The 23,835-nt window shown below is 60.0% G+C and carries 20 protein-coding genes; 8 read left to right on the top strand and 12 right to left on the bottom strand.

What is annotated here, in order from left to right:
• Nucleotides 1–12 precede the first annotated feature (12 nt).
• Nucleotides 13–657 carry a ribosome biogenesis GTP-binding protein YihA/YsxC gene (gene yihA, locus ITX55_RS23070; RefSeq protein WP_004931258.1) on the bottom strand — a complete coding sequence of 215 codons (645 nt, stop codon included), beginning with the start codon at nt 655–657 and terminating at the stop codon, nt 13–15.
• Nucleotides 658–1,391: 734 nt separating this feature from the next.
• On the opposite strand from yihA, the gene yihI reads away from it, so the two are divergent.
• Together yihI and hemN are read left to right on the top strand one after the other, a co-directional pair.
• Nucleotides 1,392–1,934 carry a Der GTPase-activating protein YihI gene (gene yihI / locus ITX55_RS23065; protein ID WP_015379455.1) on the top strand — a complete coding sequence of 181 codons (543 nt, stop codon included), beginning with the start codon at nt 1,392–1,394 and terminating at the stop codon, nt 1,932–1,934.
• Nucleotides 1,935–2,116: 182 nt separating this feature from the next.
• On the top strand, nt 2,117–3,490 hold the full coding sequence (gene hemN, locus ITX55_RS23060) for an oxygen-independent coproporphyrinogen III oxidase (RefSeq protein WP_187048484.1): 1,374 nt from the start codon (nt 2,117–2,119) through the stop codon (nt 3,488–3,490).
• 34 nt (nt 3,491–3,524) lie between these two features.
• Here hemN and ITX55_RS23055 read toward each other — a convergent pair whose 3' ends face one another.
• The 4 genes from ITX55_RS23055 to glnA form a co-directional block, all read right to left on the bottom strand.
• Nucleotides 3,525–3,647, bottom strand: coding sequence for a YshB family small membrane protein (locus ITX55_RS23055; protein ID WP_015379453.1), 123 nt, complete (start codon nt 3,645–3,647; stop codon nt 3,525–3,527).
• Nucleotides 3,648–3,760: 113 nt separating this feature from the next.
• On the bottom strand, nt 3,761–5,173 hold the full coding sequence (gene glnG, locus ITX55_RS23050; protein ID WP_223085399.1) for a nitrogen regulation protein NR(I): 1,413 nt from the start codon (nt 5,171–5,173) through the stop codon (nt 3,761–3,763).
• Between the two features lie 8 nt (nt 5,174–5,181).
• Nucleotides 5,182–6,231 carry a nitrogen regulation protein NR(II) gene (gene glnL, locus ITX55_RS23045; RefSeq protein ID WP_004931246.1) on the bottom strand — a complete coding sequence of 350 codons (1,050 nt, stop codon included), beginning with the start codon at nt 6,229–6,231 and terminating at the stop codon, nt 5,182–5,184.
• A 194-nt stretch (nt 6,232–6,425) separates the two neighbouring features.
• A complete protein-coding gene (gene glnA / locus ITX55_RS23040) occupies nt 6,426–7,835 on the bottom strand; it encodes a glutamate--ammonia ligase (RefSeq protein WP_033645173.1) in 1,410 nt (469 codons plus the stop codon).
• A gap of 370 nt (nt 7,836–8,205) precedes the next feature.
• Here glnA and typA point away from each other — a divergent pair, with 370 nt between their 5' ends.
• The 5 genes from typA to fabY all read left to right on the top strand — a co-directional run bounded on the left by typA (nt 8,206) and on the right by fabY (nt 13,134).
• Nucleotides 8,206–10,029 (top strand): ribosome-dependent GTPase TypA, encoded by a 1,824-nt coding sequence (typA, locus tag ITX55_RS23035; RefSeq protein ID WP_004931243.1) that lies wholly within the window; start codon nt 8,206–8,208, stop codon nt 10,027–10,029.
• A gap of 166 nt (nt 10,030–10,195) precedes the next feature.
• Nucleotides 10,196–10,786 carry a glucose-1-phosphatase gene (gene yihX, locus ITX55_RS23030; protein WP_033645174.1) on the top strand — a complete coding sequence of 197 codons (591 nt, stop codon included), beginning with the start codon at nt 10,196–10,198 and terminating at the stop codon, nt 10,784–10,786.
• A gap of 51 nt (nt 10,787–10,837) precedes the next feature.
• Complete coding sequence (locus ITX55_RS23025; protein ID WP_033652264.1) at nt 10,838–11,731, top strand: virulence factor BrkB family protein; 894 nt, start codon at nt 10,838–10,840, stop codon at nt 11,729–11,731.
• Nucleotides 11,728–12,165: a D-aminoacyl-tRNA deacylase gene (gene dtd / locus ITX55_RS23020; RefSeq protein WP_182074411.1), complete on the top strand. Its 438-nt coding sequence runs from the start codon at nt 11,728–11,730 to the stop codon at nt 12,163–12,165. Before ITX55_RS23025 ends, dtd begins: the two co-directional genes overlap by 4 nt.
• A gap of 21 nt (nt 12,166–12,186) precedes the next feature.
• Nucleotides 12,187–13,134, top strand: a complete 948-nt coding sequence (gene fabY / locus ITX55_RS23015; RefSeq protein ID WP_004931235.1) for a fatty acid biosynthesis protein FabY — start codon at nt 12,187–12,189, stop codon at nt 13,132–13,134.
• A gap of 38 nt (nt 13,135–13,172) precedes the next feature.
• Here the strand turns inward: fabY and ITX55_RS23010 are convergent, their stop codons facing one another.
• Together ITX55_RS23010 and ITX55_RS23005 are read right to left on the bottom strand one after the other, a co-directional pair.
• Entirely contained in the window at nt 13,173–14,834 is a 1,662-nt protein-coding gene (locus ITX55_RS23010; RefSeq protein ID WP_116286938.1) for an AsmA family protein, read from the bottom strand.
• Between the two features lie 128 nt (nt 14,835–14,962).
• Nucleotides 14,963–16,363: an NCS2 family protein gene (locus ITX55_RS23005; protein ID WP_108682209.1), complete on the bottom strand. Its 1,401-nt coding sequence runs from the start codon at nt 16,361–16,363 to the stop codon at nt 14,963–14,965.
• Nucleotides 16,364–16,603: 240 nt separating this feature from the next.
• Between ITX55_RS23005 and gltS the strand changes: the two genes are divergently transcribed.
• The gene (gltS, locus tag ITX55_RS23000; RefSeq protein ID WP_033645177.1) at nt 16,604–17,815 is read left to right on the top strand and encodes a sodium/glutamate symporter; all 1,212 of its coding nucleotides are present in this window, start codon (nt 16,604–16,606) and stop codon (nt 17,813–17,815) included.
• A 42-nt stretch (nt 17,816–17,857) separates the two neighbouring features.
• On the opposite strand, the gene recG is transcribed toward gltS, so the two are convergent.
• From recG to gmk, 5 genes are read right to left on the bottom strand one after another with little or no spacing between them, the layout of a single operon-like run.
• A complete protein-coding gene (recG, locus tag ITX55_RS22995) occupies nt 17,858–19,939 on the bottom strand; it encodes an ATP-dependent DNA helicase RecG (RefSeq protein WP_108682207.1) in 2,082 nt (693 codons plus the stop codon).
• Nucleotides 19,936–20,631, bottom strand: a complete 696-nt coding sequence (gene trmH / locus ITX55_RS22990; protein ID WP_033639122.1) for a tRNA (guanosine(18)-2'-O)-methyltransferase TrmH — start codon at nt 20,629–20,631, stop codon at nt 19,936–19,938. Before trmH ends, recG begins: the two co-directional genes overlap by 4 nt.
• A gap of 5 nt (nt 20,632–20,636) precedes the next feature.
• The gene (gene spoT / locus ITX55_RS22985; RefSeq protein WP_015379445.1) at nt 20,637–22,748 is read right to left on the bottom strand and encodes a bifunctional GTP diphosphokinase/guanosine-3',5'-bis pyrophosphate 3'-pyrophosphohydrolase; all 2,112 of its coding nucleotides are present in this window, start codon (nt 22,746–22,748) and stop codon (nt 20,637–20,639) included.
• Between the two features lie 18 nt (nt 22,749–22,766).
• Complete coding sequence (gene rpoZ / locus ITX55_RS22980; RefSeq protein ID WP_004931221.1) at nt 22,767–23,042, bottom strand: DNA-directed RNA polymerase subunit omega; 276 nt, start codon at nt 23,040–23,042, stop codon at nt 22,767–22,769.
• Nucleotides 23,043–23,096: 54 nt separating this feature from the next.
• Nucleotides 23,097–23,720 carry a guanylate kinase gene (gene gmk / locus ITX55_RS22975; protein ID WP_033636481.1) on the bottom strand — a complete coding sequence of 208 codons (624 nt, stop codon included), beginning with the start codon at nt 23,718–23,720 and terminating at the stop codon, nt 23,097–23,099.
• Between the last annotated feature and the right edge of the window lie 115 nt (nt 23,721–23,835).

Genomic DNA, 23,835 nt, shown 5'->3' with positions numbered 1-23,835 from the left:
TGCGATCAGGGCTTATTCGCCGATGTCCTCTTCCGGCAGCACTTCCGGCGGGATCTCGTTAAACCAGGTGTCCAGCTTCTGGCGCAGCTTGTCGACGCCGATCTTTTTCAGCGATGAGAAGGCTTCGACCTGGATATCCCCCATAAACGGCAGCACCGCTTCACGCACCATGTTGAGCTGCGCCTTGCGTGCGCCGGAGGCCAGCTTGTCGGCCTTGGTCAGCAACACCAGCACCGGCGTGCCGACGTCGACCGCCCACTGGATCATCTGTTGGTCGAGATCTTTCAGCGGATGGCGGATATCCATCAGCACCACCAGCCCTTTCAGGCTGTTGCGCATCTGCAGGTATTCGCCCAGCGCGCGTTGCCATTTGCGCTTCATTTCTTCCGGCACTTCGGCGTAGCCATAACCCGGCAGGTCAACCAGACGAATGCCGTCTTCCACTTCGAACAGGTTAATCAGCTGGGTGCGCCCCGGCGTCTTACTGGTGCGCGCCAGGCTTTTTTGGTTGGTCAGCGTATTCAGCGCGCTGGATTTACCGGCGTTGGAACGGCCGGCAAAGGCGACTTCAATTCCTGCATCCCCCGGAAGATGGCGAATATCGGGTGCGCTGGTGACGAAATGGGTCACATGATAGTTGTAGTTCTTGCTGGTCAAAATTTTTCGTCTCCGTGAGGATGGCTAACTGGTTGGCGATTATAACTGCATCAGCGGTAAAAATGGCGTGTTTCTCCGTTTTTAAGCGGCGGGGCGCGATAAAACGACGGTTAAGCTGCTCGTACGTTGTGAGACATTTGCCATTCGAATCGCGGGTAATGTCGCTTTATTCGAAAGCGATATTTCTGTTTCTTTTTTAAAAACAATGTGTTGTTTTTTCGTTGTGTGGAAATGTCAGTCAAATCGGCCTCCGGTGCCTTGAGCCTTCGCAACAATAACGTAAAGTACTCGTTAACGCAGGGTTGCGCAGGATTAGGGAACATCCGGGAAGGATGACAAATCTCAGGGAATGCACAGGGCGTGCAATGAGTGCCAGGATGAACGCAAAAGGAAGTGACCCTTTCGCACCGGAATAGGCGGCAGGCACATCGGATGGTGAAGTATCGGCAGTTTGGATGCCCGCAGGAAGCGCGCTCGGGAAGAGCGGATGCGAATGGATTGCGCCATGGACGATTTTCCTTTCAGGATGAAGGACGTAGTGGCAGGGAATGCGGTTATAGCAGAAGGAAAAACCGGGATGTTGCATGTACGCAAGGAGCGCGTAACAGGAATACCCTTCGCAAGAAGGTGCGAAATAGGCGGCAGGTTTAACCTGCCGCCTTTTTTCTTTGTCCGCTTTCTGCTAGATTCCGCCGCAATTCTATACTGAATCTACATACCTAAGAGCACACGCTATGAACCAGCCATCAAAAGCACCTCGCGGCAGCGCGGCGAAGTCAAAAACGAAAAAGAAAAGCCGTATGGAGCTCGATCAGGAAGCGCGTGAGCGCAAACGCCTGAAAAAACGCCGCGGCCACGCTTCCGGTTCGCGCACTCAGGTCGAGTCCGGCAGCCAGAAAAACAAATCGGCGGCGGAAGCCAAAGATCCGCGTATTGGCAGTAAAGTGCCGGTTGCGCTGGTGGTCGACGAAACCAAAGTGAAGGCCAAACCGCAGCCGAAGCCAAAGGCTGAAGCAAAACCGCGCCTGTCGCCGGAAGAAGAGCTGGCGAAGCTGGAAAATGACGAACGTCTGAACGCGCTGCTGGATCGCATCGACGATGGCGAAACGCTGAACGCGCAAGAGCAGGCGTATGTCGACAAGACGCTGGATCGCATCGATGTGCTGATGGACGTGCTGGGCATCGAGCTGGGCGATGAAGACGACGAGGAAGAAGAAGAGAAGCAGGAAGATATTCTGAAGCTGCTGAAAGGCGGCAACCCGAAGGACGCTTTTTAACGCGCCATGTGGCTGATCCCGACAATAGCCCTACTCTTGATGTGTTATCTGCTGTGGTTATTCGGTAAACTATGGCGGCTGTCTAAGCGCAAAGCGCGTTTTCGCAGCGCTTCCGTGGCCAGACAGCGCAGACAACCGCCTCTCTCCCGGCCCGGTAGAAAAAGATATCGGAAGGAGTGAGCATGTCAGAGCAGACGATTGTCTGGGATTTGGCCCTGATCCAAAAATATAACTACTCAGGGCCGCGTTATACCTCATACCCCACGGCGCTGGAGTTTAACCAGCGCTACGACGAAGCGGCGTTTCAACGCGCCGCGGCGCGCTACCCTGAGCGCCCGCTGTCGCTGTACGTGCATATCCCTTTCTGCCATAAGCTGTGCTACTTCTGCGGCTGCAACAAACTGGTGACGCGTCAGACGCACAAGGCCGATGAATACCTGAATGTCCTGGCGCAAGAGATCGCCAGCCGTGCGCCGCTGTTCGCCGGCCGCAAGGTTGGCCAGATGCACTGGGGCGGCGGTACGCCAACCTACCTGGACAAAGCGCAAATCAGCCGGCTGGTGGCGCTGCTGCGCGAACATTTTGATTTTCTGCCCGATGCGGAGATGTCGATCGAAGTCGATCCGCGCGAGATAGCGCTGGATGTGCTCGATCATTTACGCGCCGAAGGCTTTAACCGCCTGAGCATGGGGGTGCAGGATTTCAACAAGCAGGTGCAGGCGTTGGTCAACCGCGAGCAGGATGAAGCCTTTATCTTCGCCCTGATCGAGCGGGCCAAAGTGCTGGGCTTCCGCTCGACCAATATTGATCTGATCTACGGCCTGCCGAAACAGACGCCGGAAAGCTTCGCCTTCACGCTGCAGCGGGTGGCTGAACTGAATCCCGATCGCCTCAGCGTGTTCAACTACGCGCATATGCCGAATTTATTCGCCGCCCAGCGCAAAATCAAAGACGCCGATCTGCCCAGCGCGCAGCAGAAGCTGGATATCCTGCAGCAGAGCATCGCGTTCCTGACTGACGCCGGCTATCAGTTTATCGGCATGGATCACTTTGCACGCCCGAACGATGAGCTGGCGATTGCGCAACGCGAAGGCAAGCTGCACCGCAATTTCCAGGGCTACACCACCCAGGGCGACAGCGATCTGCTGGGGTTGGGCGTGTCGGCCATCAGCATGCTCGGCGACAGCTATGCGCAGAACCAGAAAGAGCTGAAGCGTTACTATGAGAGCGTACCGGCGCAGGGCAACGCCCTGTGGCGCGGGTTGGCGCTGACGGACGACGATTGCCTGCGGCGCGATCTGATCAAAACGTTGATCTGCAACTTCCGGTTGGCGTATCAGCCGCTTGAACGGCAATACGGCATCGATTTCACCGCTTACTTCGCCGAAGACCTGCAGCTGCTGGCGCCGTTTGAACGCGATGGGCTGGTGGAGCGCGACGAGCAAGGCATTCGCGTCACGCCGCGCGGGCGGTTGCTGATCCGCAATATCTGCATGTGCTTCGACCGTTATCTGCGGCAACAGGCGCGCAGCCAGCAGTTCTCTCGGGTGATCTGAGGATGAAAAAACAGCCGCTGATGCGGCTGTTTTTTTAACTGAAGAAGTTAATCAGCGCGGCGCACAACACCGCGGCGACCGCCGCCTGCGGGGTGTGGCTGGCGGCGGAGCCCAGCTCCGCGCCCTGAGAAATGAATACGATGAATGAGTCCAGCATCGTCAACCTCCAGAGTGTGCGACACGATCATACTGCGCCCGCACCGGCTGTAAAGTCTGCGGTTGGCGTTTTTTTGTGCGCTGGGCTGCGTTTTTTATCATCAACCTCAGCGCCTATTCCATGCCCAGTTCTTTGAGCTTGCGGGTCAGGGTATTGCGCCCCCAGCCCAGCAGGCGTGCGGCTTCCTGTTTGTGCCCCTGGGTGTGACGCAAGGCGGTGGTGAGCAGTGTACGCTCCATCTCCGGCTGCGCTTCCGACAGCAGATTTTGATGACCGGAACGCAGCGCGCGATCGGCCCACTGCGCCAGCAGCGTGGCCCAGCTGTCCGGCAGGCTGTGGCTGGGGCTCTCCGGTGCGGCGGTTTCGAACAGTTCGCTCGGCAGATCCTGAATCAGCACCTCTTGCCCGGCGGCCATCACCGTCAGCCAGCGGCAGGTATTCTCCAGCTGGCGCACGTTCCCCGGCCAAGGCAGGCGGGTCAGCGCGGTTTCGGTTTCCGGATGCAGGTTCTTGGCCTCTACGCCCAGCTCCTTGGCGGCGATCTGCAGGAAGTGGCGCGCCAGCCGCGGGATGTCTTCCCGGCGCTCGCGCAGCGGCGGCAGGTGTACGCGGATCACGTTCAGGCGGTGGAACAGATCCTCGCGGAACTTGCCTTCCTGTACCCGCAATTCCAGGTTCTGGTGCGTGGCGGCGATGATGCGCACGTCGACCTTCACCGGCGCATAGCCGCCGACCCGGTAAAACTGGCCGTCCGCCAGCACCCGCAGCAGGCGCGTTTGCACGTCGAGCGGCATATCGCCGATCTCGTCGAGGAACAGCGTGCCGCCGTCGGCCTGTTCAAAGCGCCCCTGACGGATTTGGTTCGCGCCGGTGAAGGCGCCTTTCTCGTGGCCGAACAGCTCGGACTCGATCAGATCCTTGGGAATAGCGGCCATGTTCAGGGCGATGAACGGCGACTTGGCGCGCGGGCTGTGGCGGTGCAGCGCATGCGCCACCAGTTCCTTGCCGGTGCCGGATTCGCCGTTGATCAGCACGCTGATTGACGAACGCGACAGCCGGCCGATGATGCGAAACACGTCCTGCATCGCCGGCGCTTCGCCGATGATGTCCGCCGCCGGATCGCTGGCCGGCTGGCTGCGCACCGGCTGCTGCTGCTCTTGATAATGGCTGATGGCGCGCTCGACCAGCGCCACCGCTTCGTCGATGTCGAACGGTTTCGGCAGGTAGTCGAAGGCCCCGTGCTGATAGGCGCTGACGGCCGCATCCAAATCCGAATGCGCGGTCATGATGATCACCGGCAGCATCGGGTGGCGCTGTTTGATCTGCTTGAGCAGCGCCAGACCATCGATGCCCGGCATGCGGATATCGGACAGCAACACGTCGGGAGTTTGCGTGGCCAAGGCTTCCAGCACGTCATTGCCGCCTTCGAAGGTGGCGCAGCTCATGCCCGCGCCGGTGAGCGCGCGCTCAAGCACCCAGCGGATGGAGCTATCGTCATCGACGATCCAGACTATCCCTCGTTGCATTGCAAACCTCACTGACGAATGGGCAGGTAGACCGAGAATTCGGTATGACCTGGCCAACTGTTGAACTCAATTTTTCCGCAATGCTGATCGATCAGATTGCGGGCGATGGATAATCCCAGGCCGGTACCGCCTTCACGGCCGCTGACCATCGGGTAGAACAGCGTGTCCTGCAGCTGCGCCGGCACGCCGGGGCCGTCGTCTTCGACATCGATACGCGCCGCCAGGCGATAGCGGGTGCCGTGCAACGTTATCTGAAACGCGGTGCGGGTGCGCAGCGTAATGGTGCCGCCCGCCTCGCCCAAGGCCTGCAGCGCATTGCGGGTGATGTTCAGCAGCACCTGTTCTATCTGATCCGGGTCGTGGGCCATTTCCGGCAGGCTGGGATCGTAGTCGCGCACCAGCGTGACGTTATCCGGCATTTCCAGCGACACCAGCTGGCAGACGCGCTCCGCGACCTGATGGATGCTCTGGGTGATGTGCTGACCGGGGCGCTGCGGCCCGAGCAGACGATCCACCAGATTGCGCAGCCGATCGGCCTGCTCAATGATCACCTTGGTGTATTCGGTCAGCGCCGGATCGGGCAGCGCTTTGGCCAGCAGCTGCGCTGCGCCGCGCAGGCCGCCCAGCGGGTTTTTAATCTCGTGCGCCAAACCGCGTACCAGATCGCGGGCGGCCACCTGTTGGGCATGTTGCAGCTGTTCCTGGCTCAGGCGGCGCTGATTGTCCATCGGCGCCAGCTCGACCAGGATATAGCCTTCCGGCAGCGCCTGAGCGGTCAGGGAAAGAATATGCGCGCGGCCATCGACCACCAGGGTCACTTCGTTGTCGGTGAAGCCCTGACCGGCGCGCAGGCTTTCACGCATCAGAGAGACGTTCAGCGAAAAATAGCCGAGCAGATCGGGCAGCGGCGTGCCGAACAGCTTGCGGGAGCTTTGCGCCAGCAGCTGCTGTGCCGCAGGGTTGGCGTAGTGAACCGCCAGTGAGTCATCCAACAGCAGGATGCTGTTGATGAGTGAATTGAGGATCTGCCCAGCATCGGGCAGCTTGCCAGTTGCCATACAGCAGACTCCTGCACCTTTTTAGTGCATCTATCCTACTCCATCCGGGATCGGCGCGGTATGGAATAGTTTTGCAGAAAATACGGTGGAGAAAAAAACCCATCCGAAGATGGGCTGAAAGTTTCCACGGCAACAAAAAAGCGATAACAAAAATTGTGGGCGCCGTCCGCCTTAGCAGACGGCGCGGGTAGGGCTTAGACGCTGTAGTACAGTTCGAACTCGACCGGGTGTGGCGTCATGCGAACGCGGTCCATCTCTTCTTTGCGCAGTTCGATGTAGGCATCGATCGCATCGTCGGTGAACACGCCGCCGCGGGTCAGGAACTCGCGGTCTTCGTTCAGCGCGGCCATCGCTTCGTCCAGCGAGCCGGCCACTTTTGGGATCTCGGCTTCTTCTTCCGGCGGCAGGTCGTACAGGTTTTTGTCCATGGCGTCGCCAGGGTGGATCTTGTTGATGATGCCGTCCAGGCCGGCCATCAGCAGTGCGGCGAAGCACAGGTATGGGTTAGCCGCCGGATCCGGGAAGCGGGCTTCGATGCGGCGCGCTTTCGGGCTGGCGACCACCGGGATGCGGATGGACGCGGAGCGGTTACGGGCGGAGTAGGCCAGCATCACCGGCGCTTCGTAGCCCGGCACCAGACGTTTGTACGAGTTGGTGGTCGGGTTTGCCAACGCGTTGATCGCCTTGGCGTGCTTGATGATGCCGCCGATGTAGAACAGCGCGGTTTCAGACAGGCCGCCGTATTTGTCGCCGGCGAACAGGTTGGTGCCGTTCTTGGACAGCGACATGTGGCAGTGCATGCCGGAACCGTTGTCGCCGAACATGGGTTTCGGCATGAAGGTCGCGGTTTTACCGAAGGCGTGCGCCACGTTGTGCACCACGTACTTGTAGATCTGAATTTCGTCGGCTTTCTTGGTCATGGTGTTGAAGCGGGTCGCCACTTCGTTCTGACCGGCGGTCGCCACTTCGTGGTGGTGCGCTTCAACCACCAGGCCCATCTCTTCCATGGTCAGACACATGGTGGAACGCAGATCCTGCGAAGAGTCGACCGGTGGAACCGGGAAATAACCGCCTTTCACCGCCGGACGGTGGCCTTTGTTGCCGCCGTCGTATTGAGTGCCGGAGTTCCAGGCGCCTTCGATGTCGTCGATGGCCACGTGGGAACCGCGGATGCTGCTGCCGAAGCGGATGTCGTCGAACAGGAAGAACTCAGGCTCTGGCCCGAACAGCACGGTGTCCGCGATGCCGGAGGAGCGCAGGAAGTCTTCGGCGCGTTTGGAGATGGAGCGCGGGTCGCGATCGTAGCCTTGCATGGTGCCCGGCTCGAGAATGTCGCAGCGAATGATCAGCGTAGGTTCTTCGAAGAACGGATCCAGAACCGCCGTGCTGGCGTCCGGCATCAGTACCATGTCAGATTCGTTGATGCCCTTCCAACCACCGATAGAGGAGCCGTCAAACATTTTGCCTTCTTCGAAGAAGTCGGCGTTTACCTGATGAGCCGGGATAGTCACGTGCTGTTCCTTACCCTTGGTGTCAGTGAAACGCAGGTCTACGAATTTCACTTCATGCTCATTCAGCATCGTCAAAACGTGTTCAGCGGACATACTTAACTCTCCCGGTTTATCATTGTCGTCGTCGTGGAACGAATCTGTGGAACTGGCTTTTTTTCGCCTTGAAAAGACTAAAGCGAAAAGCGTGCCAACTTTTTAAAAAGGCTTTCATCGCCTTTCTGCGCGGGTTTTACCCAGACACAGTATGCACCATCAGCGATAATTTGCACCATTGTGGTGCAATAAGGGTGGGAGTGGGCACTGAAATGGTGCAAAAGTGCAACGATTGCGGCTTTTTGCACCGTGAAAGGGATCACAAACTGACCGGTACGCGGTTGTTTATAAGAGATGGTTGTGATCTTGTTTAGTCCCTCGCTTAATACGTGTACAATAGCGCGCTATTTCTAATGCCCGAGGCAAAGCTGTGATCGAAAATTTGCGTAACATCGCCATTATTGCCCACGTTGACCATGGTAAAACCACCCTGGTTGACAAGCTGCTGCAACAATCCGGTACTTTCGGAGAGCGTGCGGAAGCCACCGAACGCGTAATGGACTCCAACGATTTGGAGAAAGAGCGTGGGATTACCATCCTCGCAAAAAACACCGCCATTAATTGGAATGGTTACCGCATCAACATCGTGGATACCCCAGGACACGCCGACTTCGGCGGTGAGGTAGAGCGCGTGATGTCGATGGTTGACTCGGTGCTGCTGGTTGTGGATGCAATGGATGGCCCTATGCCGCAAACCCGCTTCGTGACCAAAAAGGCGTTCGCCAACGGTCTGAAGCCGATCGTGGTAATCAACAAGGTTGACCGCCCTGGCGCGCGCCCTGACTGGGTTGTGGATCAGGTGTTCGACCTGTTCGTGAACCTCGACGCGACCGACGAGCAGCTCGACTTCCCGATCATCTACGCTTCTGCGCTGAACGGCATCGCCGGCGTCGACCACACCGACATGGCGGAAGACATGACCCCGCTGTATCAGGCGATCGTCGACCACGTGTCTGCGCCGCAGGTTGAGCTGGAAGCGCCATTCCAGATGCAGATCTCCCAGTTGGACTACAACAACTACCTGGGCGTTATCGGCATCGGCCGCATCAAGCGCGGTAAAGTGAAGCCGAACCAGCAGGTCACCATCATCGACAGCGAAGGTAAAACTCGCAACGGTAAAGTGGGTAAAGTGCTGGGTCACCTGGGTCTGGAGCGTATCGACAGCACCCTGGCGGAAGCGGGCGACATCATCGCCATCACCGGCCTGGGCGAGCTGAACATCTCCGACACCATCTGCGACACCAACGCCGTAGAAGCGCTGCCGGCTCTGTCCGTCGACGAACCGACCGTAACCATGTTCTTCAACGTCAACACCTCGCCGTTCTGCGGTAAAGAAGGTAAGTACGTGACGTCGCGTCAGATCCTTGACCGTCTGAACAAAGAGCTGGTGCACAACGTGGCGCTGCGCGTTGAAGAAACCGATGATGCTGACGCCTTCCGCGTATCCGGTCGTGGCGAGCTGCACCTGTCGGTGCTGATCGAAAACATGCGCCGTGAAGGTTTCGAGCTGGCGGTTTCCCGTCCGAAAGTTATCTTCCGTGAAATCGATGGCCGTAAGCAGGAGCCATTCGAGAACGTGACGCTGGATATCGAAGAACAGCATCAGGGTTCCGTGATGCAGGCGATGGGTGAGCGTAAAGCCGACCTGAAAAACATGGATCCGGACGGTAAGGGCCGCGTGCGTCTCGACTACGTGATCCCAAGCCGCGGTCTGATCGGCTTCCGTAACGAATTCATGACAATGACTTCGGGTACCGGTCTGCTGTACTCCACCTTCAGCCACTACGACGACGTGCGTCCGGGCGAAGTGGGCCAGCGTCAGAACGGCGTGCTGATCTCCAACGGCCAGGGCAAAGCGGTCGCGTTCGCGCTGTTCGGCCTGCAGGATCGCGGCAAGCTGTTCCTGGGCCACGGTGCGGAAGTGTATGAAGGCCAGATCATCGGTATTCACTCACGTTCCAATGACCTGACCGTAAACTGCCTGACCGGTAAGAAGCTGACCAACATGCGTGCTTCCGGTACCGACGAAGCGACTACCCTGGTTCCGGCCATCAAAATGACCCTGGAGCAAGCTCTGGAGTTCATCGATGACGACGAACTGGTAGAAGTGACGCCAACCTCGATCCGTATCCGTAAGCGTCACCTGACGGAAAACGATCGTAAGCGTGCCAGCCGCGGTCCAAAAGACGCTTAATCGCTGATTGAGTGTCTCATGCTTAGGGCGCGGCTCTCGCGCCCTGAGTTTTTTCCTCTGTTGTTCCCCGTTTGTGCGGCGCGCTATGCGCTTTTCCGTTCGCTCCCTGTTCAGCTGTTCCTTTTCCCGCTACAGTGAAATCTCACCGGCCCATCAGGAGAGGACTATGCTGTATATCTTTGATTTAGGTAATGTGATCGTCGATATCGATTTCAAGCGTGTGCTGGGCGTGTGGAGCAATTTGAGCGGCACGCCGTTGGCGGTGCTGTCCGATCGTTTCACCATGGGTGAGGTGTTCCAGCAGCATGAGCGCGGTGAAATCAGCGATGAAGACTTCGCCGGCAAACTGTGCGATGAAATGGGCATCGCGCTCAGCTTTGAGCAGTTCGCTACCGGCTGGCAGGCGGTATTCGTCGCGCTGCGCCCGGAGGTGATCGACATCATGCAGCGCTTGCGCAACGAAGGTCACCGGGTGGTGGTGCTGTCGAACACCAACCGTCTGCACTGCAATTACTGGCCGCAGCACTATCCTGAAGTGGCCGCCGCCGCCGATCATCTCTATTTGTCGCAAGATCTCGGCATGCGCAAACCTGAAGCTGACATCTACCGGCATGTGCTGGCCGCGGAAAACACCGCCGCCGCCGACGCGGTGTTCTTTGACGATCACCCGGCGAACGTCCTCGCCGCGCAGGCGCTGGGGATCAAGACGGTGCACGTCACCGATCGCGACGTGGTGCCGGCCTATTTTGCTCAATGAGCGCAGGGCGCGTTAAGCTTAAGGCGTATCAACGGACATCAAGGAGTGACCATGTCGTTTTTCCGCCGCAAGAAGCTGCCTTCTGCGATTAAGCCAAGCGTTACCTTCGGACGGCTGCTGTACCAACGCATCGATCACGATGGCCTGACGATGTTGGCGGGCCATCTCGCCTACGTTTCCCTGCTGTCGCTGGTGCCGCTGGTCACCGTGGTGTTCGCCCTGTTCGCCGCTTTCCCGATGTTTTCCGACATCAGCGAACAGCTTAAGAGCTTTATATTTTCCAATTTCGTGCCGGCCGCCGGCAACGTGATCCAGAACTACCTGGAACAGTTCGTCGCCAATTCCAACAAGATGACCGCCGTCGGCACCTGCGGGCTGATCGTTACCGCGTTGCTGTTGATCTCCTCGGTGGACAGCGTGCTGAACACCATCTGGCGCAGCAAGAACAAACGGCCGATCGTCTTCTCCTTCGCCGTGTACTGGATGGTGCTGACGCTGGGGCCGCTGCTGGTGGGCGCCAGCATGGCCATCAGTTCCTACCTGCTGTCGCTCAACTGGCTGGCGCAGACCGGCGTCAACGGCCTGGTGGATCAGGTGCTGCGCATCTTTCCGCTGATTTTGTCGTGCACCTCCTTCTGGCTGCTGTATTGCATCGTGCCGACGGTGCGCGTGCCGCCCAAAGACGCGCTGATTGGCGCGGTGGTGGCCGGATTGCTGTTCGAGCTGGGTAAGAAGGGATTCGCGCTGTACGTCACCATGTTCCCCTCCTATCAGCTGATTTACGGCGTGCTGGCGGTGATCCCGATTTTATTCCTGTGGGTCTACTGGAGCTGGTGTATCGTGTTACTCGGCGCGGAAATCACCGTGACCATCGGCGAATACCGTGACTACCGCCGGCAGAAGGCGGAGCAACAGGAACAAAAACCAGAAGGGCAGCAGGAATGATTGCGTTGATTCAACGGGTGTTAAACGCCAGCGTCACGGTAGGTGGCGAGACGGTAGGCAAGATTGGCCCCGGTTTGTTAGTGTTATTGGGCGTGGAGCAGGGCGATAACGAGCAAAAAGCGCAGCGCCTGTGCGAACGCGTGTTGGGATACCGCATTTTCGGCGACGAGAACGACAAGATGAACCTCAACGTCCAGCAGGCCGGGGGCAGCGTGCTGGTCGTCTCGCAGTTCACCCTGGTGGCGGACACCCAGAAGGGCATGCGGCCCAGCTTCTCGCGCGGCGCCGCGCCTTTGGTCGCCGATCGGTTGTATCAATATTTTGTTGGCCAGTGCCGCGAACGCGGCGTAGAGACCCAGACCGGCGAGTTCGCCGCCGACATGCAGGTGGCGCTGGTCAACGATGGTCCGGTGACATTCTGGCTACAGGTCTAAGCATTCGGAGAACAGGCGTCTATGTATCACCTACGAGTACCCGTAACAGAGCAAGAACTGAAGGAGTATTACCAGTTTCGCTGGGAAATGCTGCGCAAGCCGCTGCACCAGCCGGTGGGTTCGGAAAAGGATGCCTATGACGCCATGGCCCATCACCAAATGGTGGTGGACGAGGCCGGTAAAATCGTCGCCATCGGGCGGCTGTACATCAATGCCGACAACGAGGCGGCGATCCGTTTTCTGGCGGTAGATCCGACGCTGCAGGATAAAGGGCTGGGGACGCTGGTGGCGATGACGCTGGAGTCCGTCGCGCGGCAGGAAGGCGTGAAGCGGGTGGTGTGCAGCGCCCGTGAAGACGCGGTGGATTTCTTCGCCAAACTGGGCTTCGTCAATCAGGGCGAGATCACCGCGCCGCAGACCACCCCGATCCGTCACTTTTTGATGATCAAACCGGTGGCGACGCTGGACGATATCCTGCATCGCCCCGACTGGTGCGGCCAATTGCAGCAGGCCTGGTATGAACACATCCCGCTGAGCGAAAAGATGGGCGTGCGCATCAGCCAATATACCGGCCAGCGCTTCGTCACCACCATGCCGGAGATCGGCAACCAAAATCCGCACCATACGCTGTTTGCCGGCAGCCTGTTCTCACTGGCGACGCTGACCGCCTGGGGGCTGATTTGGCTGCTGCTGCGCGAGCGCCATCTGGGCGGCACCATCATTCTGGCGGACGCGCACATTCGCTACAGCAAACCGATTACCGGTAGGCCGCGGGCGGTGGCGGATCTCGGCTCGCTGAGCGGCGATTTGGCGCGTCTGGCGCGCGGCCGCCGCGCGCGCGTACACGCCGAAGTGCATCTGTTCGGTGACGAGGACAAGGGCGCAGTGTTCGAAGGCACCTATATGGTGTTGCCGGCCGAGCCGGATGTGCCGTTGGATCAGGGCGGCTCTGAAGCGCTGGAGGAGTAAGGCGGCGGCCCTGCCCTGAGGGCGGGCCGCGCAGTGCACTACGGCAGTTGTTGGTTCACCGCTTGGCCGTCGCCGGCGGTGGCCTGCAGATTGCCTTTCAATGAGGCCTTGAACGGCCCATCGCTGTTCAGCAGCCCTTTCAACTGCAGCTCAAGGTTGCCGTCACCCGTCAGCGGCACCGGCTGCCATCCCCATTGCTGCAAGGTGTTGATCGGTACCGAACGGCCGTGCAGCGTCAGCTGGAACGGCTTGCCCGGCAGCTGATCGACGGTCGCTTTGGCCTCAAGCAACCCATTGGGCATAAAGGCGCTGAGCTCGGTGACGTCGATCTGGTTGGCGTCGGCGTTCAGCGCCAGCGAAGGGCGTCGCACGTCGATTTTGTTGAAGGTGGCCTCGCTGCCGTTCAGGTTCAGCGAACCGGACCAAATGCCCCACTGGTGGTCGCGCGCCAGCAGCAGGTTGCTGCCGTAACCGTCCAGCGCGGTGATCTGGAACGGGAATGCCGGGTTGATATCGATAATCAGATTGCGGTTGGTGGTCAGCTTGGTGACGTACACCTCCGCCAGCCAGTCCGGCAGCGGTTTCAGCCACAGCTCGCGCCAGTCGATCGGCAGGGTGTACTCCAGCGCTGCCATGGCCACTTCATCCAGTTGCAGGCGTTTGCCGGCGCGCAGCCAGTTGCCGGAGGTGCGTAGCAGCCCGCCTTCCCAGCGGGTGGTGAACTGCTGAATGGCGATGCCGGCGGAAGAGAGCCGCAGGGTGGCGATCGGATCGATCAGGTGGAAACCGCCGTTGACCACGTCGCCGGCGTTGAAGTTGAGCGAGCCGTCTTCACTGCGCCAGTCGCCTTTTTCGACGCTGACGTTTTGCAGCGACAGGTCGAGATCGTTAACCGCCCACGCCTTGCCTTCCAGGCGCGCATCGATCAGATCGAAACGCTTGAGGGTGACCGGCGGCAGAGCGGTGAAGCGCCGCATGAATTCCGCCAATGTCATCGGGGTCTGCATGCGCACGCCGCTCAGCCGCAGGCGATCCACCTGCCAGCTGCCGTCGGTGGCGCGGCTGGCCACGCCGGTCAGGTCGCCCTGCGCCAGATCGGCGCCGAAGTTGTTCAACAGCAACTGGCCCTGTTTTTGCTCCCCCTGCACCAACACCTTCGAGGCGGGGATGCCGTTCAGCGTCATCGAACCGGCGCTGAACTGGAACTGGTTGTTGTCCCCCAGCAGATGGCCGGCCAGCGGGCGCCACGGCGTGATGCCGGCATTGACCTGCTGCGCGTTGAGCTGCCACTCGCTATCGTTGGACTGCAGCGCCATGTTGCTCAGTTGCAGCACGTCGGCCTGTACGGGCAGCGCAGCAGCCTGTGGCTGCACGTTCAGCGTGCCGTCGCGCAGCGTGACGCTGTAAAAATAGCGCGGTTCGGTGATTTGGCGCAGGCTGAGGCCGAGATCGACGCGTTTGGCGACCAGCGCCTGAGGTTGGCCGCTGCGCGCCAGCTGCACGTCTTCCAGACCGATCTGGCCCGGCTGATTCCACGAGTGGGTGATTTTTCCTATCGACAGGCGGTATTCGCTGTTGTCGCTGATCCAGGCGCTCAGACGGCCTGCCGCCCAGCGGGTTTGCCCCACCAGATACAGCACCACCGCCGCCAGCACGATCAGCAGCAGCAACGTCAGCAACAGCTTTCCGATAAATTTCATCGTCTACATCCGCATCGGTCAAAAAAGATACCCTGTTTATGCCGCAATTGGCCGGGCATCTCAAGGGCAATGGTCTGATAGACAATAAAAAACGGCCGCAAGCGGCCGTTTGAACGCCAATGGGCGGGTTACTTTTTCTCGTGTTCCTGCGGGAACACCAGGTTCAGCACGATGGCGGTAATGCCGCCGGCGGCGATACCGGAAGAGAGCAGGGTTTTCAGCCAGTCCGGCGCGAACTGCAGGATCAGCGGCTGCTGGGAGACGCCCATGCCGACGGCCAGCGACAGCGCCATGATCATGATGGCGCGCCGGTTCAGGCGTTCGCGCGACACGATGCGCACGCCGGAGGCGGCGATGGTGCCGAACATCACGATGGTCGCGCCGCCCAGTACCGGCTCGGGGATGTGCTGCACGAAGCCGGCCACCGCCGGGAACAGCCCCAGCGCGATCAGCATCAGCGCCACCACGAAGCCGACGTAGCGGCTGGCGACGCCGGTCAGCTGGATCACGCCGTTGTTCTGGCCGAAGCAGGAGTTGGGGAAGGTGTTGAACACCGCCGACAGCATCGAGTTCAGGCCGTTGGCCAGTACGCCCCCTTTCAGACGCTTCATGTACAGCGGCCCGCTGACCGGCTGTTCGGAGACGTCAGAGGTGGCGGTGATGTCGCCGATGGTTTCCAGCGAGGTGACCATAAAGATCAGCATCAGCGGCAGCAACAGGTTCCAGTCGAAGCCCAGGCCGTAATAGAGCGGCGTTGGAATGGTAATCGCCGCCGTCGGCGCCGCCGGAGCGTCGGCGGGCAGCATGTCCATCGCCCAGGCCAGCAGGTAGCCGACCGCCATGGCGATCACCAGCGAAGCGACGCGCAGGTAAGGGTTGCGCTGGCGGTTCAGCAGGATGATGACCGCCAGCACCGCGCCGGCCAGCAGCAGGTTTTTCGGCGAGCCAAAGCTGTGGTCGTTCATCGCGGCATAGCCGCCGCCGATCGAGGTCAGGCCGACCTGAATCAGCGACAGGCCGATGATCATCACCACGATGCCGGAAACCAGCGGGGTGATGATGCGGCGCGCCAGATGCAGCACGCGCGACAGAAAAATTTCGGTGCAGGAGGCGACCATCAGGGTGCCGAACAGCGCGGCCATCATGGTCGGCACGTCGGCGCCGCCGTTTTTCATCGCCAGGCCACCCATGATCAATGGCGAAACGAAGTTGAAGCTGGTGCCCTGAATCGACAGCAGCCCGGAGCCCACCGGCCCCCAGGTTTTGATTTGCAGAATGGAAGCCAGACCGGAAGCGAACAGCGACATGCTGATGATGTGTTGGGTATCCTGCGCCGGCAGACCCAGCGCCTGGCAGATCAGCAGCGCCGGAGTGATCACCGCAACGAACATCGCCAACAGGTGCTGGCCGGCGGCAAACAGCGTTTGCGGCAGCGGCGGGCGGTCTTCGAGGCGATAAATCAGTTCGCTGGCGCGGGGTTCAGAGGCGGTTTGGCGTGCGGCATCAAGCTCGGAGGATGACATGCTCATGGTGTGGCGTTTCCAGATACGGCAAAGCAGGCATTTTAATGCGCCGCCCCGCAAAAGCAAACGGTTGCGCCTAAATATTATGTTGCCGACTTTCCCGTTTATGTCGCATTTTCATTCATTTTTTCTTGTCATCTCAGCGTTTTTTACTTCTAATCCTGCACTCATCAAGTTTAAAAACTACGTGGTTTTCTATAACTTATTATTTTTATTTGGATCTTTTCCCTTACATGGAGTACCTGGATGTTTCATCTTGATACTTATGGCACGTTAGTCGCGGCGACGCTGGTTTTGCTCCTTGGGGGCAAGTGCGTCAGAAGTATTCCTCTGCTGCGAAAATATACTATTCCCGCTCCCGTCGCCGGCGGTTTGCTGGTGGCCCTCCTGCTGTTAGTCCTGAAAAAATTCGCCAACTGGGAAATCAGCTTTGACATGTCGTTGAAGGATCCGCTGATGCTGGCCTTCTTCGCCACTATCGGCCTGAACGCCAACCTGGCGCGGTTGCGCGCCGGCGGCAAAGCGCTGATGGTATTCCTGTTCGTGGTGTTGGGGCTGCTGCTGGTGCAGAACGCCATCGGCATCGGCATGGCGAAAATGCTGGGGCTGGATCCGTTGATGGGCCTGATCGCCGGTTCGATCACCCTGTCGGGCGGCCACGGCACCGGGGCGGCCTGGAGCAAGCTGTTCATCGAGCGTTACGGCTTTGAAAACGCGACGGAAGTCGCCATGGCCTGCGCCACCTTCGGCCTGGTGCTGGGCGGCCTGATCGGCGGCCCGGTGGCGCGCTATCTGGTTAAACACTCCTCTACGCCGGAAGGCACACCGGAAGACAGCGTGCAGCCAAGCGGCTTCGAGAAGCCGGAAAGTGGCCGCCTTATCACCTCGCTGGTGATGATTGAAACCATCGCCATGATCGCCATTTGTTTGAGCCTGGGGCAACTGATTGCCGGTCTGCTGAGCGGTACGGTGTTTGAACTGCCTAACTTCGTTTGCGTGCTGTTCGTCGGGGTGATCCTCAGTAACACGCTGGCCTTCACCGGTTTCTATACCGTGTTCGAGCGGGCAGTATCGGTGCTGGGCAACGTCAGCCTGTCGCTGTTCCTGGCGATGGCGTTGATGAGCCTGCGCCTGTGGGAGCTGGCTTCGCTGGCGCTGCCGATGCTGGCGATCCTGGCCGTACAGACGCTGGTGATGGCGCTGTACGCGATCTTCGTCACCTACCGGGTGATGGGCAAGAACTACGATGCGGCGGTGCTGGCCGCCGGCCACTGCGGCTTCGGCATGGGCGCCACGCCGACGGCGATCGCCAACATGCAAGCGATCACCGATCGCTTCGGCCCGTCGCACCTGGCATTTCTGGTGGTGCCGATGGTGGGGGCGTTCTTTATCGATATCGCCAACGCCATCGTCATCAAGCTGTATCTGCTGTTGCCGGTGTTCCCGGCGGTGGGGTGATATCGCGAGTCATCATGAGAAGGGCGCCTGCGGCGCCCTTTTTTATGCGTTGGAGTAGCGCGCCTTCTCCGGCAGCCAGCGTTCGATCAGCGCCTGGGCGTGTTCCGGGTAGTGCTGATGGAGATGGCGAGCGACGCGTTGCACTTCGGGGATCATCGCCTGGTCGCGCAACAGGTCCGCCACTTTGAATTCGGCGCTGCCGGTCTGGCGGGTGCCCAGCAGCTCGCCCGGGCCGCGGATCTCCAGATCGCGCTGCGCGATGACAAAGCCGTCGTTGCTGTCGCGCAGCACCTGCAGGCGCGTTTGCGCGGTTTTGCTCAGCGGCGTTTTGTACAGCAGCACGCAGTGTGAAGCCACCGCGCCGCGCCCTACGCGGCCGCGCAGCTGGTGCAGCTGCGCCAGGCCCAGCCGTTCCGGGTTTTCGATGATCATCAGGCTGGCGTTCGGCACGTCGACGCCGACCTCGATCACCGTGGTGGCGACCAACAGCTGCAGCTCGCCCTGTTTAAACGCCTGCATCACCGCCTGCTTTTCCTGCGCTTTCATGCGGCCGTGCACCAGCGCCACCTTCAGCTCCGGCAGCGCGGCTTTCAATTCTTCCCAGGTGGCTTCCGCCGCCTGCGCTTCCAGCAGCTCGGACTCTTCGATCAGCGTACACACCCAGTAAGCCTGCCGTCCTTCTTCCAGACAGGCGCTTTTCACCCGTTGAATGATGTCGGCGCGGCGGGTATCGGGAATGGCGACGGTGGTCACCGGCGTACGGCCCGGCGGCAGCTCGTCGATGACCGAGGTATCGAGATCGGCATAGGCGGTCATCGCCAGCGTGCGCGGGATCGGTGTGGCGGTCATGATCAGCTGATGGGCGTGGAAGCCCTGTTCTTCGCCTTTCTCCCACAGCGCCAGCCGCTGATGCACCCCGAAGCGGTGCTGCTCATCAATGATCACCAGCGCCAGGCCGTTGAACTGAACCTGCTCCTGGAAGATGGCGTGGGTGCCGACCACCATCGATACTTGGCCGCTGGCGATGGCTTCCTGCTGCGCGATGCGCGCCTTGCCTTTCTGTTTGCCCGCCAGCCAGCCGACCTCCAGCCCCAACGGCTCGAACCACTGGCGGAAGTTGTTGGCATGCTGTTCGGCCAGCAGCTCGGTCGGCGCCATCAGCGCCACCTGCTTGCCGTGCGCGATGGCGCGCAGCGCCGCCAGCGCCGCCACCAGCGTTTTGCCGGAGCCGACGTCGCCCTGCACCAGCCGCATCATCGGGAAGTCTTTTTGCATATCGGCTTCGATGTCGGCCACCACGCGCGTTTGCGCGCCGGTTGGCGAGAACGGCAACTGGGCGAGAAAACGGTTTTTCAGCCGATCGTCCGGCAGCAGCGGCTGCGCCTGATAACTCTGCGCGCCGGCACGCACCGCCAGCATGCTGAGGTTATGCGCCAGCAACTCTTCGAGGATCAGACGCTTTTGCGCCGGGTGTTTGCCCAGCTCCAGATCCGCCAGCTGGATGTCCGGCGGCGGGCGATGCAGGGTGTGCAGCGCTTGCGGCAGGCTCATCAGGCCGCCGCTCAGCTCCGGCGGCAGCAGTTCGGCGATGGCGCAGGTATCCAGCAGCTCCAGCGCCTGGTCGGTCAGCTTGCGCAGCGTGGCCTGCCGCACCCCCTCGGTGGTGGGGTAGACCGGCGTCAGCGACTCCTGCAGCTCAACCTCGCTGGTTTCGCCCTGAATACGGTATTCCGGATGGATGATCTCCGCGCCGTGGTTGCCGCGTTTGATCTCGCCGTAGGCGGTCACGCGGCGGCCGGTGGCCAGGCTGTTCTTCATTGCGGCGTTGAAGTTGAAGAACCGCATGGTGAGGATGCCGGTGCCGTCGCTGATCTGGCAGGTCAGCATGCGGCGGCGGCCGAATCTGATGTCGCTGCGCAGCACTTCCCCTTCTACCGTGGCGTAGATGCCCGGCAGCAGATCGTTGATCGGGTAGAGGCGGGTGCGGTCTTCGTAGCGCAGCGGCAGGTGCAGCAGCAGATCCTGAATGGTGTCGAGGCCAAGCTTGGCCAGTTTGCCCGCCTGGCTGGCGCCAACCCCGGAAAGCGTGGTGAGTGGGACAGCATCCAGCAGGCGGCCTTTCATTTGCGCACCGTCGCCTGCATGGCCGCCCACCATTCGGCGCTGGCGACCACCTGGCCCTGTTCGTCGATCTGCGGACGCGGCAGCCCCTTGCGCTTGGCCACGTTGGCCAGCACCGGATAGCCGCCTTCGAACAGCAGACGCTGCTGCTCTTCTTCGTCCAGCATGCTGTTGTCGCGGCGATACAGGCCGGCGTTTTGCCGCTGGCGCTGCGCCTCATACAGGATCAGCGCCGAAGCCACGGAGACGTTGAGCGATTGCACCATGCCGATCATCGGAATGACGATGTCTTGATCGGCGAGCGCCAGCGCTTCTTCGGTGATGCCGGTTTTTTCCTGGCCGAGCAGCACGCAGGTTGGCCGGGTGTAGTCCACCTCGCGGAAATCGACCGCGCGCGCAGACAGGTTGGTGGCCAGAATTTGCATGCCCTGCGCTTTCAGGTGGCCGACCGCGTCGCCGATGGTGGGATGGGTTTTAACGCTGACCCAACTGTTACTGCCGGCGGCGGAGGAAACCAGGGTGCGCATGCGGGTGGTGGGCCACACGGCGTGGACCTGATGCACGCCGACGGCGTCGGCGGTGCGGATAATGGCGGAGACGTTATGCGGTTTGTGCACTTGCTCCAGGCAGACCGTCAAATCCGGCTGCCGGGTCGCGAGCATTTCACAAATCCGCGCATAGCGTTCAGGACTCATAAGCGCTAGTTTCGGTTGCGGTTAACTTTGATCACATCCGGCATGATACGGATTTTACGCATAATGTTTGCCAAATGGATGCGATCGCGGGTGGTCAAGCGGATAAAGGCGCTATAAACCCGACCGTCTTTCTCTTCGGTGTTCAGGCTCTGAATATTGGATTCGGCCGCGTTGATCGCCGCCGTCAGGTTGGCCAGCGCGCCCTGGTGGTTAAACATATCCACCTTGATCTCGGCGATGAACTCCTGCTCGGTCTCTTTATCCCACTCGACCGCCATGAACTTCTCAGGCTCTTTCTGATAGCCGCGAATATTGCGGCAGGATTCATGGTGGATCACCAGCCCTTTGCCCGGGCTGACGTGAGCGATAATCGGGTCGCCCGGAATCGGACGGCAGCACTTGGCGAAGGTGATCAACACGCCGTCGGCGCCCTTGATGGCCAGGTTGCGCACGCCGGAGGTGGTGCCCAGGCTGGACTGATCGCCCTGCAGGTTCTTCGCCACCACTACGCTCATGGCGTTGCCGAGGCCGATTTCCGCCAGCAGATCGTCCAGCGTCGCCAGCTTCATGCGGTCCAGCTCGTGCTGAATGTTTTCCTGCGGGATTTCGGCCAGCTTGCGGCTGCCGCCCAACGCATGGTTGAGCAGACGGCGGCCGAGGCCGACGGAGTCGTCGCGCTTGAGGTTCTTCAACATCTGGCGAATCTTGGCGCGCGCTTTCGAGCTGACCACGAAGTTCAGCCAGGCGGCGTTGGGCCGTGCGCCCGGCGCGGTGATGATCTCGACGGTCTGGCCGCTGGTCAGCGACTGCGACAGCGGGTATGGCTGACGATCGACGCGCGCGCCGACGCAGGCATGGCCGATATCGGTATGCACCGCATAGGCGAAGTCGACCGGCGTGGCGCCGGCGGGCAGCTCGACGATGCGGCCTTCCGGGGTGAAAACGTAAATCTCATCCGGGAACAGATCGGATTTGACGCTCTCGATAAATTCAAACGAACTGCCGGCGCTTTGCTGCAGCTCCAGCAGGCTTTGCATCCAGCGTTGGGCGCGGATCTGCGCCGTGGTGCCGGTTTCGCCCTGTTCTCTTTCTTTGTAAGCCCAGTGCGCGGCCACCCCCATCTCAGCCATCTGATCCATGTCTTCGGTGCGGATTTGCACTTCGACCGGCACGCCGTGCGGGCCGATCAGCGAGGTATGGAGCGATTGATAGCCGTTGGCCTTGGGAATGGCGATGTAATCTTTCACCCGCCCCGGGCGCGGTTTATACAGGCTGTGCACCTGGCCGAGCACGCGGTAGCAGGTATCGACCTCTTTCACGATCACCCGGAACGCGTAGATATCCATGATGGAATGGAAACGCTGTTCTTTCAGGTGCATCTTGAGGTAGATGGAGTAGAGGTGTTTTTCCCTTCCGCTGACGCGGCAGGCGATGCCGGCCTCGGTCAGCCGCCCTTCGATCTCGGAGAGGATTTTTTGAATCATCTCTTTGCGGTTGCCGCGCGCGGCTTTCACCACTTCCTTGATCACGCGATAACGGTTTGGGTACAGCGCCTCGAAGCCCAGCTCTTCCAGCTCGGTTTTCAGGTGATGAATACCCAGACGGTGGGCGAGGGGGCTGTAGATTTCCAGGGTTTCACGCGCGATGCGCCGGCGTTTGTCGGGGCGCAGCGAACCGAGGGTGCGCATGTTGTGCGTACGGTCGGCCAGCTTGATCAGCACGACGCGGATATCCTGCACCATCGCCATGATCATCTTGCGGAAGTTTTCCGCCTGCGCTTCTTTCTTGTCCTGGAACTTCAGCTTGTCGAGCTTGGAGACGCCCTCAACCAGTTCGGCGACGCTCTTGCCGAACAGCTGTTCCATATCTTGATAGGTGGCTGGGGTGTCTTCGATGACGTCGTGCAGCAACGCCGCCATCAGCGTCTCGTGATCGAGACGCATTTCCGCCAGGATGCAGGCCACGGCGACCGGGTGAGTAATGTAAGGCTCACCGCTGGAGCGTGTCTGACCCTCGTGCGCGTCGCGCGCGACGAGGTATGCCTGTTTGAGGCGCTTAATCTGCTCCTCGGGCAGGTAACGTTGAATCAGCAGATTCAGGCTTTCAAACAGGTACAAGGCGGACTCGCAGTCTAATTAACGACGACCTTCAGCAATCGCGGTAACCGCTTGAATCTCTGCGGCTTCCTGCTCTTGCTGTTCCTGGCGCTCACGCACGTCGAGGATCTGGCTGGTGATCAGGCCTTCTTCGATTTCGCGCAGGGCGATAACGGTGTACTTGTCGTTCTCTTCCGGAACCAGTGCATCTTTGCCGCCGGTCTGGATCTGACGCGCCCGACGAGCAGCGACCAACACCAGGTCAAAACGGTTACCAATTTTCTCTACAGCGTCTTGAACAGTTACGCGTGCCATATTTGTGCTACTCCACAGGTGACGAAAAGACTGGGCATGATACTGAAACTGCCTTCAGTCTGCCAATAGTTTGCTGATTAAAGCGTCATGCCGCAGCAACTGGCGGCCCAAACGCAGGCGTTCGGCGCGAATGATGGTCTTCAGATCGGACAGCGCCAGATCGAAATCATCGTTCACGATCAGGTAATCGTACTCCGCGTAATGCGTCATTTCCGCCACGGCCTGAGCCATGCGCTTGGCGATCACCTCTTCGGAATCCTGCCCGCGCCCGCGCAGGCGGCGGCCCAGTTCTTCCTTCGACGGCGGCAGAATGAAGATGCTGCGCGCCTGCGGCATTTTGGCGCGGATTTGCTGCGCGCCCTGCCAGTCGATATCCAGAAACACATCTACGCCGGTCGACAAGACTTGTTCGATGGCGGCGCGCGAGGTGCCGTAATAGTTGCCGAACACTTCGGCGTGCTCAAGAAACGCGTCCTGCTCGATCATCCGGCGGAATTCGTCTTTCGAGACGAAGAAATAGTGCTCGCCGTGATTTTCACCCGGGCGACTGTCGCGCGTGGTGTGCGAAACCGAAACCTGCGTGTCGTACAGCGGTTGCGTCTTTAACAAAGCCTGAATCAGACTTGATTTACCTGCGCCACTGGGAGCAGAGACAATATAAAGCGTGCCTTGAGCCATGATGATGTTCGTTGATAACGGTTGATATGCCAAAAACAGCGGATGTGTATTTTCTCCGCACAGTATACACGGCTAACGCGCCGGGTGCAGCGTTAGCTCGCATTTTGCCCGCGGC

The sequence above is a fragment of the Serratia sp. EWG9 genome, from assembly GCF_019913725.1.
Lineage (GTDB): Bacteria > Pseudomonadota > Gammaproteobacteria > Enterobacterales > Enterobacteriaceae > Serratia > Serratia ureilytica.
Note: the sequence above shows the minus strand (reverse complement) of the source record. Positions and strands in the feature narration are given on the sequence as shown.

Excerpts from the sequence above, each read along its gene's own strand:
- fabY (WP_004931235.1), top strand. The coding sequence starts at position 12,187 with ATGTATCACCTACGAGTACCCGTAACAGAGCAAGAACTGAAGGAGTAT.
- ITX55_RS23025 (WP_033652264.1), top strand. The coding sequence starts at position 10,838 with ATGTCGTTTTTCCGCCGCAAGAAGCTGCCTTCTGCGATTAAGCCAAGC.
- hemN (WP_187048484.1), top strand. The coding sequence starts at position 2,117 with ATGTCAGAGCAGACGATTGTCTGGGATTTGGCCCTGATCCAAAAATAT.
- trmH (WP_033639122.1), bottom strand. The coding sequence starts at position 20,631 with ATGAGTCCTGAACGCTATGCGCGGATTTGTGAAATGCTCGCGACCCGG.
- rpoZ (WP_004931221.1), bottom strand. The coding sequence starts at position 23,042 with ATGGCACGCGTAACTGTTCAAGACGCTGTAGAGAAAATTGGTAACCGT.
- yihI (WP_015379455.1), top strand. The coding sequence starts at position 1,392 with ATGAACCAGCCATCAAAAGCACCTCGCGGCAGCGCGGCGAAGTCAAAA.
- ITX55_RS23010 (WP_116286938.1), bottom strand. The coding sequence starts at position 14,834 with ATGAAATTTATCGGAAAGCTGTTGCTGACGTTGCTGCTGCTGATCGTG.
- gltS (WP_033645177.1), top strand. The coding sequence starts at position 16,604 with ATGTTTCATCTTGATACTTATGGCACGTTAGTCGCGGCGACGCTGGTT.
- dtd (WP_182074411.1), top strand. The coding sequence starts at position 11,728 with ATGATTGCGTTGATTCAACGGGTGTTAAACGCCAGCGTCACGGTAGGT.
- ITX55_RS23005 (WP_108682209.1), bottom strand. The coding sequence starts at position 16,363 with ATGAGCATGTCATCCTCCGAGCTTGATGCCGCACGCCAAACCGCCTCT.
- glnG (WP_223085399.1), bottom strand. The coding sequence starts at position 5,173 with ATGCAACGAGGGATAGTCTGGATCGTCGATGACGATAGCTCCATCCGC.
- glnA (WP_033645173.1), bottom strand. The coding sequence starts at position 7,835 with ATGTCCGCTGAACACGTTTTGACGATGCTGAATGAGCATGAAGTGAAA.
- ITX55_RS23055 (WP_015379453.1), bottom strand. The coding sequence starts at position 3,647 with ATGCTGGACTCATTCATCGTATTCATTTCTCAGGGCGCGGAGCTGGGC.
- gmk (WP_033636481.1), bottom strand. The coding sequence starts at position 23,720 with ATGGCTCAAGGCACGCTTTATATTGTCTCTGCTCCCAGTGGCGCAGGT.
- yihX (WP_033645174.1), top strand. The coding sequence starts at position 10,196 with ATGCTGTATATCTTTGATTTAGGTAATGTGATCGTCGATATCGATTTC.
- glnL (WP_004931246.1), bottom strand. The coding sequence starts at position 6,231 with ATGGCAACTGGCAAGCTGCCCGATGCTGGGCAGATCCTCAATTCACTC.
- recG (WP_108682207.1), bottom strand. The coding sequence starts at position 19,939 with ATGAAAGGCCGCCTGCTGGATGCTGTCCCACTCACCACGCTTTCCGGG.